Here is a 15,172-nt window from a genome sequence, read left to right on the forward strand (position 1 = left end):
AAACTGTCAACCTATTTTAGGACGACACATACCCTATAAACCACTACAGAAAAACAATCTGCTTTGGTCGCATTATTCGTATCGGCAAAGATATGCGGTCGTTTCAGTTACCTTCACCTGAAAAACTTGATTCGCTTCCACAATAAACAGATCGCCTTTTATAAAGGTTTTCCATTCATTTTCTAACGGCAGTTTGACGGTTAAGGAACCAGAAACCACAGTCATATATTCTCTCTGACTGGTACCAAATTCATACTCACCCACCGCCATAACGCCCACGGTCGAAGTGCCCTCGGCATTTTCTAATGCAATGGATTTTACCTGATCGTTAAAATAACTGTTTACCGTTAGTGCTGTGCTCATCGTTAAGGTCTCATTGGTATGTTAAAAACACATGTTTACAAAAAACTAAAAAAATTCTTGCTTAGTAAGCACCACCAAGCATTTCTTCGATAATCCACTCTTTGAATGCCGACATAGCAGGCGTGACAGGACGACGTTTTTCATACACTAAATAAAAGGATCTATCGGTAATGAGGTGCTGGTGAAATAATACTTTTAAGGTACCCGCTTCGATTTCTGGCTGAATTAATTCAGGGTCAGTTAAAGAAATACCCAAACCTTGAGCCGCCGCACCAGCGGTCAAAGAGCCACTAGAAAACATCAGACCACGGCGAAAAAGCGCAGGCTCTAAACCTTGTTGTTGAAGCCAATCGTGCCATTCATCTTTGCGTTTAGATACATGCAACAAGGGATAAAATCGCATATCTTCCGGATTAACAATCTGCTGCTCTGGTTTAATCAGTTTTGGATGGCAAACAGGAGCTAAACGGGCGGTACGCAAATAATGAGCTTCTACATCATCCCAGTCACCATTGCCAAAATACACCGCCATATCGATGTCATTCTCAGAAAAATCGGTCAAACCTGCTGATGAACTTATCTCGATCTGAATATCAGGATAACGGCTTTGAAACCTCTCCATCCTTGGCATTAACCAGCGAGTAAGAAACGCCGGCGCCACCGCCAAACTCAAGGACCCCGTTTTTTGCTGACGCTTCAGCTCAGACGTGGCATTTTCAAGCTGTTCAAATACACTGTGTATAGGAATAAGATACGTTTCACCTGCCTCAGTTAAGACTACTTTACGTTTGGTGCGGCGAAACAGCTCCAGGCCAAGAAAGCTCTCTAAGCTCTTAATCTGATGACTAATCGCTGAAGGCGTGACAGACAACTCTTTGGCAGCCTTATTGAAGCTGCCATGACGAGCAGCAGCTTCAAAACACCTTAGTGAGTTTAGTGGGGGCAAACGATTAATAAGCTCATCTCCAATAGATAAGAAAGATTAATCAATAGCGTGTTACCGGCCAAGTTGTCAACGATTAATGCACTTAGCCGTTTTGCACACTCACTGTTAAAGTAAATTCAGGTTAGTCTTCGTCATCACTACTCACCGGCGTTTCAAAACGCTTAGGCGGAAGTTTAAAGGCTTCAAAACCATCTTGCTGATTATCGTGAAAGCGCGGTTGAGCCGATGGCTTTTTCGTTAGGTTCTTAGACGCTTTCTTCGGAGCTTTTGCTTTGGTTTTTTGGATGACTTGCTTAACGGGTTTAGGCTGCAGCAACCCTTTGAATTTTGGCTCTAACCCTTCAATCACTTCTGTGGTGAAGGTTTTCTGTAAAAACACCTCGATCGCTTTAAAGTTCACCCAATCTTTCGGACCAACTAATGAATACGCTTCACCTTTAAAGCCCGCACGACCTGTTCGACCCGTACGGTGGACAAATTCCTCTGCCTGTTTTGGTAAGTCAAAGTTAAAAACATGGGATACATTTGCAATATCTAAGCCTCGAGACGCCACATCGGTGCTGACCAAAACCGTAAACTGTCCTTTAGCGAAACTTTCCATGGTTTTGTTGCGAGCGCTTTGAGACAGGTTGCCGTTCAACGCCTGTGTCGTTAATCCCCACTGTGAGATGCTTTCCGATAAACGCACCGTATCGCTTTTCGTGGCGGTGAAGATAATCGCTTGCTTAATGGTTTGACCCAACAAAAGATGCTTCAACAGAGCTTCTTTGTGATCCAGATGATCACAAAGTAACACGTGTTGCGCTATGTCTGTGTGTTCGTCAAACCCTTGCCCAACCGCCACACGTGACGGTTCACGGAGCAACTCATTTGCGATTTCACTCACTTGCGTATTGTCTAAGGTCGCTGAAAAAAACAACGTTTGGCGTTGACGATGACTGGCAGCGGCATTAATGGCGCGCATAGCCTCAGCGAAACCTAAATCCAACATGCGATCCGCTTCGTCCAAAATAAGCAGCTCAAGCCCTTCTAAAAACACATGACGCTGTTTTAAGTGGTCGACTAAGCGGCCTGGAGTAGCGACAATAAAATGCGGGTCTTTCTGCAAAGATTTATGCTGATCGTTAAAGTTTTCACCACCTTGGATCAAAATAGAGGTAAAACGGCTGCCTGCTAATAACAATCTTAATTGACCAAACACCTGTTTCGCTAATTCACGCGTTGGCACTAGCACCACTACACGAGGGTCGCGTTTGGACAGCGCTTTTTTCTTATAGACTCGGTGCAAAGCAGGCAAAAGATAAGCGAGCGTTTTTCCAGAACCCGTTTTTGAAGACGCCAATAAATCTCGACCCGCCATCGCTTCTGGGATAGCACGAGATTGAATCTCGGTGGCCTCGTCAAATCCCAAATGGCTCATGGACTTTAAAATGCGATTATCAAAACCAAATTCTTCGAATAACAAAAAAAATACCCCTTTAACACCAAAATAATACGCAAAAAAAACGTCAAAACACGCCTACCTTGCTCAATGGCCGCATTATAACCTAGACACAGTAAATTTCGTTACGCATCTTGCATTAAAAGATAGGATTTACCTGCACTTTTTATCCCCACACCCGATCCTTCCAACGTTTGGACTTGTTCTAGGCTCTCAACCAGACCATAAAAAACAGGCCGAGCAACCAAAGCCTTCATACCGTAACGCATAGAAATATAAGGCCGCTCTTCGCCTTTATATGTGGCCATCCATAAATCACAATCTAAGCCCAACCGCATGACATCCTCGGTGTGTGTGTGAAACTCCAACGTCGGGCCAAGCTCTGTGTCTATCCATTCCCAACCAGTAACCAAAAAAGGCGCATCTTCCACTTGGATTCTAACTTTTTCCACCGGCGTCACTAAAAAATATTCACCGGCTTCATACCATAAAATACGGCTAAACATTGTCACCATGGCCGCTCGGGTAAACTTGCCGCCTTCATGGAACCATTCACCATTTGCTTTAATCAGCAAATTCATGTCTCCACAAAACGGTGGAGACCAAGTATCCACTGGCGGCTGTTTGGATTTTACCTCCGACAATCCTTTTAAATTCATATTCCACCTCAACACTGTGTTGTATTCATTGGCACATTAGTCCAACTCACCTCATCCGCAATATTATTCAACTTAGAAGCAAAGCCTTGAATTCATTTCACTGATAGAATCACCTCATCGAAAACTTTCCGAGGTTCAGAGCAACATTATCTGCCTCGTCTATCTGAGTGTGACATTATGAAATCAACATTGACAACCAAGTTTCAAGATCCCAATCGTGGGGTTTACTTTATCGGCACGACGCCACCAAAGTCCTCTTTAGTAGAAGAACAATTAGAACAAGTAAGCGAAAAGCTGCTTGAGCGTTTAACAGGAATCGATGTTGATGGCCTAATCGTTTACGACATTCAAGACGAAACTAGCCGCATTGATAAACCTCGCCCTTTTCCTTTCATGGAAACTCACGACCCAAGAGCCTGGTCCAAACGTCTACACCAACAATCTGGTCAACCCGTTATTACCTACAAATCCGTTTCATCACGCAGCGCGGCTGAATTTTCTGGCTGGTTAACCGAAGCGTGGGAAGATTTTGGCATTCGTGATTTGGTTTTAGTCGGCTCGCCGTCGTCTGATGGCGACATTAAATTACCGCTTCCACAAGCCTATGACACACTGAAACAGTCCCCCCATGCGTTTAACTTGGGTGGCGTGACCATAGCAGAGCGACACGCCAAAAAAGGCGACGAACATCTGCGTCTTTTGAAAAAGTCTGAATCAGGTTGCGAGTTCTTTATCTCTCAAGCGGTTTATAACCACCAAGCCACGGCGGACCTTATCAGTCAATACGCTAGAACATGCAAAGAACAGGGTGAAACACCAAAACGCATTATCCTGACCTTTACCCCCTGCGGTAGCGCCAAGACGCTTGAATTTATGGAATGGTTGGGGATTTCTGTACCTGATGCCACGAAACACCGCATTTTGGATGCGCAAGCCCCATTAGAAGAATCCATTAAGATTTGCCGTAATGCCTTAGAACAAATCATTGAAACCGCATTACCGCTAGGCGTACCACTGGGTTTAAATATTGAGAGCTTGACCAACCGCAAAGAAGAAATAGACGCTTCAATCAAGTTGTATAAACTCCTTAAAGCGACTTTGGATCTTAAACTGGCCGAGCAAGCTCTATCTAAACAGCCTAGCTAAATAAGCGTATCTAATTTAGCCAAAACTTGTTCAATTCGAATATGCTGCATGGCCTTAGGGTCATGCACGCGGGTTGACCACGGCAATTCAGACACCGGCTTTTGATATTCTTTGACCACCAGCGCCTCGTACACACTGACCACTTTGTCTAAATCTTTGTAAGGCCCTGTTCGCTGAGGATTGGAATGCGCGTAAATGCCCAACACAGGCGTTCCTACTAAAGTTGCCATGTGGGCAGGCCCGGTATCAGGGCTGATCACAAGCTCGGCTTTTTTTAGCACGGCTAACATCAAATCCAGTGGCGTTTTACCCACCAGATTAATCACCTGCTCAGATCGGCCTGCAACAACAGATTGAGCGAATGTCACTTCATTAATAGAGGGCCCACCGGTAATAACCGGACATAGGCCCTTATCTATTACGTAATCCAATACCGCTTGATAACCCTCTATCGTCCAGTTTCTCTCCGCTTTTGACGCCGAGGGGTTAACCACCACATAGCGTTCAGGCAAATCTTGAGGAACATCCGGCAAAGCCAACTCACAAGGCAGAGAGGGCTGAGTCACACCCAACACACTCGCAATTGACAAAAAAGAATCTAATACATGCTCGCCTTGCGGTTCTGGTGCCTGCTCATTAACAAACCAATGCTGCTTTTCACGGGAATGAGACAAAGCAAACCCTATTCGCCTTTTTGCCTTGATCATCCGCGACACCACACTGGCCCTAAAAGACCACTGCAAATGCAGCAAAACATCAAATGTCTGACTTTTTAATGCTGAACGCAGGGCCAAAAGCCCAGTAAAACCATTTTTTTTATCGTACTCCAGCACCTCAACACCTTTGAGCAAACGTACTAAATTGGCTTCTAAAGGCGACGTCACCCAGGTGACTTGCATGGTAGGATGCTGCTTCATAATCGCTTGAACCACCGCCATGGCATGACACACATCGCCTAGCGCGGACAAACGCACCACAGCCAGACGTGAAACACTCTCACCTAGTACTTTTTTTTGCGTAGACTCTTGCGGCATGAATTCCTCTGGGGCTGCTTAAATTCGGTAAATATTATAGAATAGTCTCCCCTGAATGTGTCTTACTTTATCAAGCTTCCCAAGCAAGGCCCAGATCATCCTAATGAAAGCGAGCCATATGCCACAAGCCCAAAAAATTTCGCCTAACAAGACCTTGTTAATCAGCGATGCAACACGACCTCTGGCCGCCTCATGGTTTGACCCTGATTACTGGCAGTCGCAGCATGCACTCGCTGGTACAGGGACTGGCCGAGGTGCCGTGTGGTTTATCAAAAGTCCCTTGGGAAGTTTTGTTTTACGTCGTTATCGCAGGGGTGGCCTCATTGCTAAATTCAATAAAGACCATTTTCTTTTTACTGGGCAAAAGCACACACGTCCTTGGCTAGAACTCAGCTTATTAGAGCAAATGCGCTCCCTTGACTTGCCTGTGCCTCGACCTATTGGCGGAATCTATGTGGTTAATAAAGGCTTTTACCAAAGCCAACTATTAACCGAAACCATCGCCAACGCTCAAGACCTGTTTGAGATCATTAAAATGGGACAGAGTCATCAACTAGATTGGCACAACATTGGCGCTGTGGTGAAACAGTTCCATAACCAAGGCATTTACCACTCAGACTTAAACTGCCATAACATCATGATTGATCAAGACAATAAAGTCTGGCTAATTGACTTTGATAAATGCGAACAACGATCTCAAAATCAACAATGGCAACAGGCTAACCTTGATAGATTAAAACGCTCTTTAGATAAAGAATCTAAACTGCATGCCAAATTCACTGTTTCTGATGCGCAATGGCGCAATTGTTTGGAAGGCTACCGTGGCTAAAAAAACCTCTTCTCTTGATAAACACTTTACCCACTTTCTGGCACCAAAACATTGGTTAACATGGTGTGCGATGGGCATTGCTTACCTATTAAGCTTTTTACCTTGGTCACTACAACAATCTGTAGGCAAGTATCTGGGTCGATTTCTGCATGCGATCGCTAAAAGACGCCGCCACATTTGTGATGTGAATCTAAAAATTTGCTACCCAGACTTAACCAAAAGTGAACGCAAAAAACTCACTAAAGACCACTTCGAAAGTATGGGAAAAGGCACAATAGAGACCTTCGCCTCTTGGTTTCAGGACCAAAAAAAATACCAACACCGTATTACATTTGAAGGTCAGGAGGTGATTGACAAAGTCCTCGCCAAGGGCCGTGGATGCATCTTAATAAGCGGACATTTCTCTTCCCTTGATATATGCGGCAGTCAAATGCCTCGCTTCCTTGATGTTCATCCAATTTACAAACTGCAAAAAAACCAAGTCATGAACTGGGTGATGGAACGCCAGCGCCAAGCGATCTTCTCCAAAACCATTGAACGCACGAATATGCGGGAAGTCCTAAAATCGCTGAAACAAAATAAAGCGGTCTGGTATGCGGTCGACCAAGATTACGGTCGAAAAAATTCTGTATTTGCTCCCTTCTACGGTCGCCAATGCGCCACGATTGCGCATATTGGTCGCATTGCAAACATGACGAATGCCCCCGTGGTGCTTTACGATTATGGCAGAACAGAAAAAGGCTACCACCTGAGACTGGTTGAAGTGGAAAACTACCCAACGCAAGACGACGTGGAAAACGCCACGCGAATAAACGAGTTGATGCAAGCCGTCATTGAGCCTAAAAAAGCACAATACTTTTGGTCCCATAGACGTTTCAAAACTCAACCTATTGCAGGTGATCCATCACCTTACAATAAATAAAAGTACGACAAAAAACCGTATACAATCAAAGTACGCCATCACGCACTTCTGCCATTAGGCGAAGTGATTTCAAGCGCGCTTCTGGATCATGGATTGGCATAGACACGATTAACTCATCCACACCTGTAAGCTGCAAAAAGCTGTCCAGTTGAAACGCAACCGAAGCTTTCGAACCCACCACAGCGTATTGCAGCATGTGCTCTACCATCTGCTTCTCACTTGCAGACCAAATGCCATCCATTGTGTCAACGGGCTTTGAAAAAGGTAGGTTCCGATTACGACGCAAGTTGACAAACTGCTGCTGAGCTGAAGTAAATAAATAGCGGGCCTCCTCGTCGCTGTCCGCCACCACCGCCATAATTCCAGCCATAGCATGCGGCTTCGTTATTTGATCAGACGCTTTAAAATTACGACGATACACAGTCAACGCCTGAATCAGCTGATCAGGCGCAAAATGAGAAGCAAAAGAATAGGGTAATCCAAACTCAGCGGCGACTTGAGCACTGTACAAACTGGAACCCAACATCCAAAGCGGAACATGTGTATTGTGCCCCGGCACAGCCATGACCCCCTGAGCACTGCTGCCGAGTAAACGCTGTAACTCTAAAACATCATCTGGATAGCTATCAACCGACGCGTCCATATTACGCCTCAAGGCACGCGCTGTTTGCATGTCGGTCCCCGGCGCTCTTCCTAACCCCAAGTCAACACGGCCTGGATACAATTCAGCCAAGGTTCCAAACTGCTCTGCTATAACTAAGGGGGAGTGATTGGGCAACATGACACCGCCTGAACCAATCCGAATGGTTGACGTTGCCGCACCAAGATAAGACAGTACAACCGACGTCGCTGAGCTCGCCACCGCGGCCATACCATGGTGTTCCGCTAACCAAAAACGAGCATAATGATTTTCCTCCGCTGCAACGGCCATACGCTTAGTCATGTGCAATGAATCTGCAACAGAATAGCCCTCAGCAACGGGAGCAAGGTCAAGAATTGAAAAAGGAACCATAGTATTTACCCAATAATAAGACTGCAAAATAACATAGAGAATAAATGGGACTGTTTATACCAGGAACAAGTCGACAATCATGCAGTAAATGCAGAAGTGCCACCGTGCTTGTCAACGGTGGCACTGATTTTTCTGCTCACAAAAAACACTTACCTGTTTTCTAGGCGATTGTAGTCTAAGATACCGCTTTCTCTGGGGCGATCTAAGGCATTCAAGTTCGCAATACTGTCGCTGACAAACCAAAAGTCTGGATGCGTTCTACGTATTCCAAAGCGACTCAAAAGGGCGGCGTAATCTTCTGCTGTGTTAAGCGTTGACACCTGCTCAGCCCATTCCATTAAGGCTTTCTCTTCCACGCGCATCAATACATTTGGATAATCTCCCAACACACCTTTCACTAGAGTAAGGCTGTCTTCTTCAGGCAAACGAGCTGCCTCTTCATCCAACAGACTAGAAATATTGGCATGGGCTTTATTGTGAATAACACTCATGACCTCTAACGGTGTGCCTTGTTGAGTAATCAACACGGTTGCCACATTAGGAAAATGCCTCAAGCCACCGCCTCGAACGGATTGCAGCTCTTGCAACGCCTTGATATGTGAAGTCGAAAGCTTGCTCGACGCCAAGTCATGTTCCTGGTTGAGCACCTGGGCTAACTTATTGCGCAGCTTTTCATACAATTCCGCTTGGGTATCCTGAGAAGAATAAACAACATCGGTTTGTTTGTTCACTCTTATGTAATCACTGAAAATGTAATCTTTGATCGTTTGACTGGCATCTCGATACCAAAACTGACGAATTGACTCTCTGTCTTCATTTGGCAACAGTAATAAGAAATTCATCTCACCTTCCATGCGCAAAAAATCCATATAAAGTCGTGTCGCCAGCTGGTGTCCCACATTACCGTACACATCAAAACCGGCGACCAAAAGATAGTGAATACGCTCCAGCAAAGGATAGTCAATTACCCAGGCGGTTTTCGGCGCTTGCCCTACCATGCCCTTCACAACCGAGGCGTTATCAAAGTGTCGAAAAATAGTCAAAGCCGCATTATCATTGGTACCATCGCCATCCCAAATAAGCCCTAAATCCAATGCTACATTCTGTTTTTCTAGATTTTCGATCACTTGAGCCTTTTTAGACAAATAGGATTTCTGTTGATCCGACAACATAATCCAAGAAGCCAGAGGCAGTGTCGAATCTGTTACAGCGGGCAAATCTAGGTTTTGTACCGTACCTTCTAAATAATTCGCGCTACCTTGGCTATAAGCGACATCAGGGTCCACAAAATACACCCAAAACTGCTCGTTTATTACGTTTACCGCAACCTGACCTCGACATACAGGCCCTTTGATAAAGGCCATAATGGTATTTTGAGAATGGTCTAATAAAAACCGATAGCGTCCATGAATCGGAATGTCTCTAAACGCTTTGAAAGGATTCGTCGCTATCTCCGGTGCATAGCCTGGCGCTTGCGTGACCTCGTAGTCATCCGTATAAAAATACGCTTGCCAACGAGCGAACCTCGCTTCATTGAGAGACATAGGGATGTGATTTTTTTGCACCTTCACTTCTGGGTCGAGCCACAACCGGTAATACACAGTATCGACACCAGGAGGATCATAAGGTCGACGCGTCGCAATGATATCAATAGGCTCCCCTGGCGGTGTGGCAGAACGTACTAATTTAAAGCGATAATCTGACGCGGAAGTGGACTCCGAATCATTAATCTCCTCATCATCAAGGTATAAGCTATATAAATAAAGATGCTCATAGATGTATCGGGAAACAAGCTGACCTTTTAACGTATCCTGATTTAATCGTGACTCCCATAAAGCCACTTTCTGCTGAAGCGCATCGGGAATAGACTTTTCGCTAGGTATCTTGGCCCCTTTTGCCAGCCACCGAGTCAACACACTGTATTCGTCTTTACTCAAAGCAGGCAAACCATAAGGCATGCCCGCGTTGGGGTATTTCTCTTCGAACGACTCAATCTCTTCAATGCTCACGCACTGCTGTTCACGAGCCAAAGAAAAATCATAGTCATCAGACAAAATAGGCTGGGTGAAAGCCCCCTGCGCTTGACGAAGTGCAATCGAACGATAAAGCAAACTGCCATTCAGATTGGCTGCGGGAGATTGTCCACGTTCGTTCAGGACTGGATGGAAGCCCTTTTCACGCCAAGCTTCTGTCGTCTTTGCGTCCAGATACAAACGCGTCGGCGATGCCGATAGTAAACGTGTACCGTCGTAAACCAGTGAGGCTGACGCTCCCCGCTCTATGCCTGCTGAACTGGTCAGTTTTAATTGGCAAGGCGCGTCGTAGCAAGCATGACAAGAAACACAACGCGTATCCAAAATGGGCCTAACTTTATCATTATAAAATGCCGCATCTTTCTCACTCACGGCCACAACACGGTTTTCAGGTGACGTTTTACCATAAGTAAAGTCAAGCTGTTGGGTCGCATAAGCAGCACAGCCAGAAATCACCAAAAACAGACACAGCAACATCATCCAACGAGACATACAAACTCCCTTTTATAATGGATAGTTTTTACAAGGGATGTCATCCCAGTAGCCCCTAAAAAAGAAGGGGCAGCCATAAAAAAAACGCCCATTCAGGCGTTTTTCGTATTCACTTCACCTTAACGTAAGGCGCGCCTTACGCTTTTACATCCGAGTCATCATCAAGACCGTCGTCTTCCAACTCATCAGACAGTTCGTAAGAATCTTCACCCATAGCATCGTTGGCTAACAACAAAGCGTCTTCGTACGCGCCACCGAATTCGATGCGCGTAATATCGTACAAATCATATTCAAAAGTTTCATCAAACCAGCGCGCATCTGAACCGATTTCTTCAAGCTCATACGTAATTGCATCAGCACGCACGACACGACCAATTTCACAGCTATCCGGCTCAATTTCTTCACGGTGCAAGGTGACCAGACCAAACTCTTCACTCACATCCATGAGTAAGACAGCCAGATCTTCTAAATCCACTTCGGGATCCACGACTGTCTCACCACGCAGTTCTAGCACTTTTTTCTGAAAATCATTTAGGGGAGCCGGATGCACAAAATCGCTAATGTCCTCAAGAAAGAGAACTTGATAGCCATTCAGGCGTACGCTTTCATCCACTAGTTGCAGCAGAACCACTTCTTCATTGGCATCCACTACAAAACCATCCGTCCAGTTATCTGGTCCGTCTAAGTCTTCTCGAAAGATGCGAACAACATTGTTTCGAGTGCGGGCTTTTTCCAGTTCAATGAGCATATTGGCTCCCTAAAAAAACATAAAAAATAAACTCATGCTAGTGTAAACCCAGTCAGCATAAGGCACAACTTAAGCCACTAGTTTTAAGGTACTAGTTTTTAAGGCACTACTTTTTACAGTATGTCTTTATTCACCTATTACAATAACATCACCATGCCAAAAGCACCTTAGTGCAATACCGCATGCCAATCTTCAATCATATCGATTAGATCATCCAAACCACATTCCGCTTGAATACCATCGGTTGAGGTTTGATAAAAACTTTCTTGAGAGTCAAACATGGCTTTGATCTCTTCTTCCGCTGAATCTAGATCGACCTGACGATTAACCGAGACACCCTCTTCATTTAACACAACCTGAAAAGGACCATGAGCAAATTCGGTTACTTCTTTCTCGGTTTCAGCCAAACGCGCTGCCATTAAGACACGCTGTATACTTTCTAAATCGCGAACGTATTCAGACACCCATTCGCCAATCGCAGCGAATTCATAGCCGGTAAAAATACGGTACGCATTTTCGTCCTGATCAAAGGCAATTTCATAATCCATGACCGTGAACCTCACTGTTATTCATCTGTTTTCTCATCTTGATTTGTTTGCTCACCATGATGTGCTTGGCTTTGACGATAAGCCTGATTGATGGCTTGTTGACGCTGAGGTATAGCAGCGGCCAATCTCGCTTGACGTTCGGCTTCTTTTTTGGCTTTTGCTTCTTCAACCAAGCGCTCTTCAGCGGCAATCATGGCAGGCGTTTCCATCACATAAGGACCAATGGCGCCGGTTCTTACATCATTTAGAAAAACTTCCGCCGCTTTATGCATATCTACCTTACCACCTGCTCGCAGCGCACCGCGTTTTGAGCCAATGATTTTAAGCACGTCATAAGGGTCTGACGGCAGTTCGTTTAACTTATAGCGAGTTGTCAAAGAATCCACATAATCCGCTATAAAAAATTTTAGCCCAGCAAGAGCAACGTCTTCATAATCGATGGCCGTATCACGCACCGCCCCTGTAACCGCCAAACGGTAACTGGCGGCCGGATTTTCGATTTTTGGCCACAAAATACCGGGCGTATCTAATAATTGAAAACCATTGGTAACTTTTAATTTTTGCTGGGACTTTGTCACCGCGGGCTCATCACCCACTTTTGCCACTCGTCGGCCAAGTAGAGCATTCATTAAACTGGATTTACCGACGTTTGGAATACCGGCAATCATGGCACGGATAGGCTTTTCAGCACTGCCTCGATGTGGCACCATCTGGCTCACCCACTGACTGATCTTTGCCACATCGGCTTTATCTAAGGTCGAAAATGGGTGCGCTAAAACCGTTTCATTGCCACGCCAATGGTCTAACCATAAGTCTAGTCGAGATTGGTCAGCTAAGTCTTTTTTATTCAAAAGACGCAATACTGGCACATCGCCGCGCAACGTATTGAGCATAGGATTTTGGCTGGAATCAGGGATGCGGGCATCCAACACCTCGATTACAATGTCTACTTGCGTCATGACTTCTTCAATCTCACGACGTGCTTTATTCATGTGCCCCGGATACCACTGAACGCTCAACCTAACTCCCCCATCACAACCAAGTTTTTTTCGGTGGCGAATTCTAACATAAGTTCTTAATAAGGTACTGATAAACCTTTTGGGACTCGGATATTTTGGCATTTTATCGTCATCTGACCTATGTCAAGGCACACTTAAGTTCACTCTTTTATACTGACTCGCACTTAATAGACGTGAGCGAGGAATCTGCACCCCGCCACCGCGCTTATTAGGTTGTTCTCTCGATCGGGCTTGACCGCCCACTTAGCCGAGGCTGTGTGTGGCCTCGGCTTTTTTCGTTAGCGAATTCGCTCTCTCTTCTTTTCTACGCAATCAAATCCCCCTACTGATAATGCATCGTGCTGTCTTTTTGTGTGTTTTTTTGCAAAAATGCCAATCATAAGAACAACCACTCCACCCGAATCCTCGCCATACATACGATGCGAAGGGAACAAGAGAGCCCAGACAATGAAGATCAAGGTGATTATCGCGTGCGGCTTGGCACTGTTATTTTGTCAGAATGCCCTATCCACTACCCTTAAAATGGCGTTCGATGCTGACCCAATTTCGTTAGATCCTCATGAGCAGTTGTCCGAAAGTACGTTGCAGTTTTCACACATTGTTTTCGATCCGCTGTTACGCTGGGGCAAAGATAGTCAATTTGAGGCGCGCCTTGCCACACATTGGCAACGCATTGATGGACAGACCATGCGATTTTTTTTGCGCAAACAGGTCTCTTTCAGCAGTGGCAACCCTTTTACCGCTGACGATGTGGTGTACACCATAGAACGCCTAAAAAGATCGCCTGATTTTCGAGCCATGTTTGACACCATCGCCTCCGCTACCGCCATTGACACTCATACACTCGATGTTAAAACCACCTACAATAATCCTCTCTTGTTAAACATGATGACTTACGTGTTTCCGCTTGATAAGACCTTTTATCAACACCAAGATCAAATCATTAAATATGGCGATACCTTCGCCTCTCGCAATGTGTCAGGCACCGGCCCTTTTATCCTTACCAATCGAAAGCTTGGCAGTCGCATGGAATTTGATCGCAACCCCAACTACTGGGACACAGACTCCGCTGGCAATGTCGAACACATTGTATTGACCCCTATCCACGCAGACTCCACTCGCCTCGCGGCTTTACTGTCGGGTGACGTGGATTTTATTTCCCCTGTTTCCCCCATTGATGTTGAACGAGCAAAAAAAGTCGCCGGAATACAACTGGTAACTATGCCAGGTACGCGCATCCTGCTAATGCATATGAACCAGGAAAGACGTAAAGAGTTTCAAGATGTGCGGGTAAGAAAAGCCATTAACCTTGCTATTAACAAACCTCTCATCGTAGATAAAATTCTCAAAGGATACGCCACACCCGCCGGTCAATTAAGTCCAGATCGTTTTTTAGGTCACATTAATGGTTTAGAGCCCGAATACAATCTAGAAAAAGCCCGCCTATTGATGCAAGAAGCGGGGTACGAAGAAGGATTTCGAATCAGCATGATGGCCCCAAACAACCGCTACATGAACGATGAAAAAGTGGCTCAAGCCATTGCGGCCATGTTGGCTCGAATTAACATTACGGTCGATTTAAAAACGCTGCCAAAGGCACAATACTTTAAAGAGTTCGACAGACGCAGTGCTGATATGATGATGCTTGGCTGGCAATCCGATACCGTTGACTCAAACAATCTGTTTGAGTTTATTATTGCCTGTGAAGACACCAACACAGGCCTAGGCGCTTACAATGCCGGTGCCTATTGTCGCCCCAGCATTGACGACGACATCAGGCAGTCCAATCGTGAAATGAACCCGGAAAGACGCTTGCGATTACTACAAAGAATAGAAAAAACCCTCTATGACGATGCCGCCATAGTACCGCTTTATTGGCAATCCCTCGTCTGGGCAGCAAAAGACAACATCCACATAAAAGACATATTAAACGACCAAAACTTTCCTTATCTGGGGGATTTATCCATTGATGCAAAATAA

Annotated in this window: 14 protein-coding genes; 4 read left to right on the forward strand and 10 right to left on the reverse strand. The window is 45.3% G+C overall.

Translation table 11 applies throughout. The features are described from left to right. Positions 1-72 precede the first annotated feature (72 nt). The 4 genes from ppnP to EBI00_RS15420 form a co-directional block, all read right to left on the reverse strand. Entirely contained in the window at positions 73-363 is a 291-nt protein-coding gene (ppnP, locus tag EBI00_RS15405) for a pyrimidine/purine nucleoside phosphorylase (RefSeq protein ID WP_123096823.1), read from the reverse strand. Between the two features lie 61 nt (positions 364-424). After that, positions 425-1,318, reverse strand: coding sequence for a transcriptional regulator GcvA (gene gcvA / locus EBI00_RS15410; RefSeq protein ID WP_123096824.1), 894 nt, complete (start codon positions 1,316-1,318; stop codon positions 425-427). Positions 1,319-1,430: 112 nt separating this feature from the next. Then, entirely contained in the window at positions 1,431-2,774 is a 1,344-nt protein-coding gene (locus tag EBI00_RS15415; RefSeq protein WP_123096825.1) for a DEAD/DEAH box helicase, read from the reverse strand. A 101-nt stretch (positions 2,775-2,875) separates the two neighbouring features. Beyond that, positions 2,876-3,409 carry a DUF1285 domain-containing protein gene (locus EBI00_RS15420; RefSeq protein WP_123096826.1) on the reverse strand — a complete coding sequence of 178 codons (534 nt, stop codon included), beginning with the start codon at positions 3,407-3,409 and terminating at the stop codon, positions 2,876-2,878. Between the two features lie 177 nt (positions 3,410-3,586). On the opposite strand from EBI00_RS15420, the gene EBI00_RS15425 reads away from it, so the two are divergent. Then, positions 3,587-4,555: a hypothetical protein gene (locus EBI00_RS15425; protein WP_123096827.1), complete on the forward strand. Its 969-nt coding sequence runs from the start codon at positions 3,587-3,589 to the stop codon at positions 4,553-4,555. Here the strand turns inward: EBI00_RS15425 and EBI00_RS15430 are convergent. Continuing rightward, positions 4,552-5,589 (reverse strand): glycosyltransferase family 9 protein, encoded by a 1,038-nt coding sequence (locus EBI00_RS15430; protein ID WP_123096828.1) that lies wholly within the window; start codon positions 5,587-5,589, stop codon positions 4,552-4,554. The two genes, EBI00_RS15425 and EBI00_RS15430, sit on opposite strands and share 4 nt — an antisense overlap. 118 nt (positions 5,590-5,707) lie before the next feature. On the opposite strand from EBI00_RS15430, the gene EBI00_RS15435 reads away from it, so the two are divergent. Both EBI00_RS15435 and EBI00_RS15440 read left to right on the forward strand, forming a co-directional pair. Next, the gene (locus EBI00_RS15435; protein ID WP_123096829.1) at positions 5,708-6,418 is read left to right on the forward strand and encodes a 3-deoxy-D-manno-octulosonic acid kinase; all 711 of its coding nucleotides are present in this window, start codon (positions 5,708-5,710) and stop codon (positions 6,416-6,418) included. After that, positions 6,411-7,340, forward strand: a complete 930-nt coding sequence (locus EBI00_RS15440) for a lysophospholipid acyltransferase family protein (protein WP_241557070.1) — start codon at positions 6,411-6,413, stop codon at positions 7,338-7,340. The genes EBI00_RS15435 and EBI00_RS15440 overlap by 8 nt, the downstream gene beginning before the upstream one ends. Positions 7,341-7,365: 25 nt before the next feature. On the opposite strand, the gene EBI00_RS15445 is transcribed toward EBI00_RS15440, so the two are convergent. From EBI00_RS15445 to ylqF, 5 genes are all read right to left on the reverse strand, one after another. Further along, positions 7,366-8,352, reverse strand: coding sequence for an LLM class flavin-dependent oxidoreductase (locus EBI00_RS15445; RefSeq protein ID WP_123096831.1), 987 nt, complete (start codon positions 8,350-8,352; stop codon positions 7,366-7,368). A 149-nt stretch (positions 8,353-8,501) separates the two neighbouring features. Continuing rightward, positions 8,502-10,877 carry a fatty acid cis/trans isomerase gene (locus EBI00_RS15450; protein ID WP_123096832.1) on the reverse strand — a complete coding sequence of 792 codons (2,376 nt, stop codon included), beginning with the start codon at positions 10,875-10,877 and terminating at the stop codon, positions 8,502-8,504. A gap of 136 nt (positions 10,878-11,013) precedes the next feature. After that, the gene (locus EBI00_RS15455) at positions 11,014-11,625 is read right to left on the reverse strand and encodes a hypothetical protein (protein ID WP_123096833.1); all 612 of its coding nucleotides are present in this window, start codon (positions 11,623-11,625) and stop codon (positions 11,014-11,016) included. Positions 11,626-11,792: 167 nt separating this feature from the next. Next, positions 11,793-12,173, reverse strand: a complete 381-nt coding sequence (locus EBI00_RS15460; RefSeq protein WP_123096834.1) for a YacL family protein — start codon at positions 12,171-12,173, stop codon at positions 11,793-11,795. A gap of 17 nt (positions 12,174-12,190) precedes the next feature. Beyond that, positions 12,191-13,192 carry a ribosome biogenesis GTPase YlqF gene (gene ylqF / locus EBI00_RS15465; RefSeq protein ID WP_123096835.1) on the reverse strand — a complete coding sequence of 334 codons (1,002 nt, stop codon included), beginning with the start codon at positions 13,190-13,192 and terminating at the stop codon, positions 12,191-12,193. Positions 13,193-13,639: 447 nt separating this feature from the next. Between ylqF and EBI00_RS15470 the strand changes: the two genes are divergently transcribed. Continuing rightward, entirely contained in the window at positions 13,640-15,172 is a 1,533-nt protein-coding gene (locus EBI00_RS15470; RefSeq protein WP_123096836.1) for an ABC transporter substrate-binding protein, read from the forward strand.

The sequence above is a fragment of the Marinomonas hwangdonensis genome (genome assembly GCF_003721245.1).
Lineage (GTDB): Bacteria > Pseudomonadota > Gammaproteobacteria > Pseudomonadales > Marinomonadaceae > Marinomonas > Marinomonas hwangdonensis.

Coding starts and splice junctions, on each gene's coding strand:
- EBI00_RS15470 (WP_123096836.1), top strand. CDS start 13,640: ATGAAGATCAAGGTGATTATCGCGTGCGGCTTGGCACTGTTATTTTGT.
- EBI00_RS15425 (WP_123096827.1), top strand. CDS start 3,587: ATGAAATCAACATTGACAACCAAGTTTCAAGATCCCAATCGTGGGGTT.
- ppnP (WP_123096823.1), bottom strand. CDS start 363: ATGAGCACAGCACTAACGGTAAACAGTTATTTTAACGATCAGGTAAAA.
- EBI00_RS15420 (WP_123096826.1), bottom strand. CDS start 3,409: ATGAATTTAAAAGGATTGTCGGAGGTAAAATCCAAACAGCCGCCAGTG.
- EBI00_RS15430 (WP_123096828.1), bottom strand. CDS start 5,589: ATGCCGCAAGAGTCTACGCAAAAAAAAGTACTAGGTGAGAGTGTTTCA.
- EBI00_RS15450 (WP_123096832.1), bottom strand. CDS start 10,877: ATGTCTCGTTGGATGATGTTGCTGTGTCTGTTTTTGGTGATTTCTGGC.
- EBI00_RS15460 (WP_123096834.1), bottom strand. CDS start 12,173: ATGGATTATGAAATTGCCTTTGATCAGGACGAAAATGCGTACCGTATT.
- EBI00_RS15455 (WP_123096833.1), bottom strand. CDS start 11,625: ATGCTCATTGAACTGGAAAAAGCCCGCACTCGAAACAATGTTGTTCGC.
- EBI00_RS15435 (WP_123096829.1), top strand. CDS start 5,708: ATGCCACAAGCCCAAAAAATTTCGCCTAACAAGACCTTGTTAATCAGC.
- EBI00_RS15445 (WP_123096831.1), bottom strand. CDS start 8,352: ATGGTTCCTTTTTCAATTCTTGACCTTGCTCCCGTTGCTGAGGGCTAT.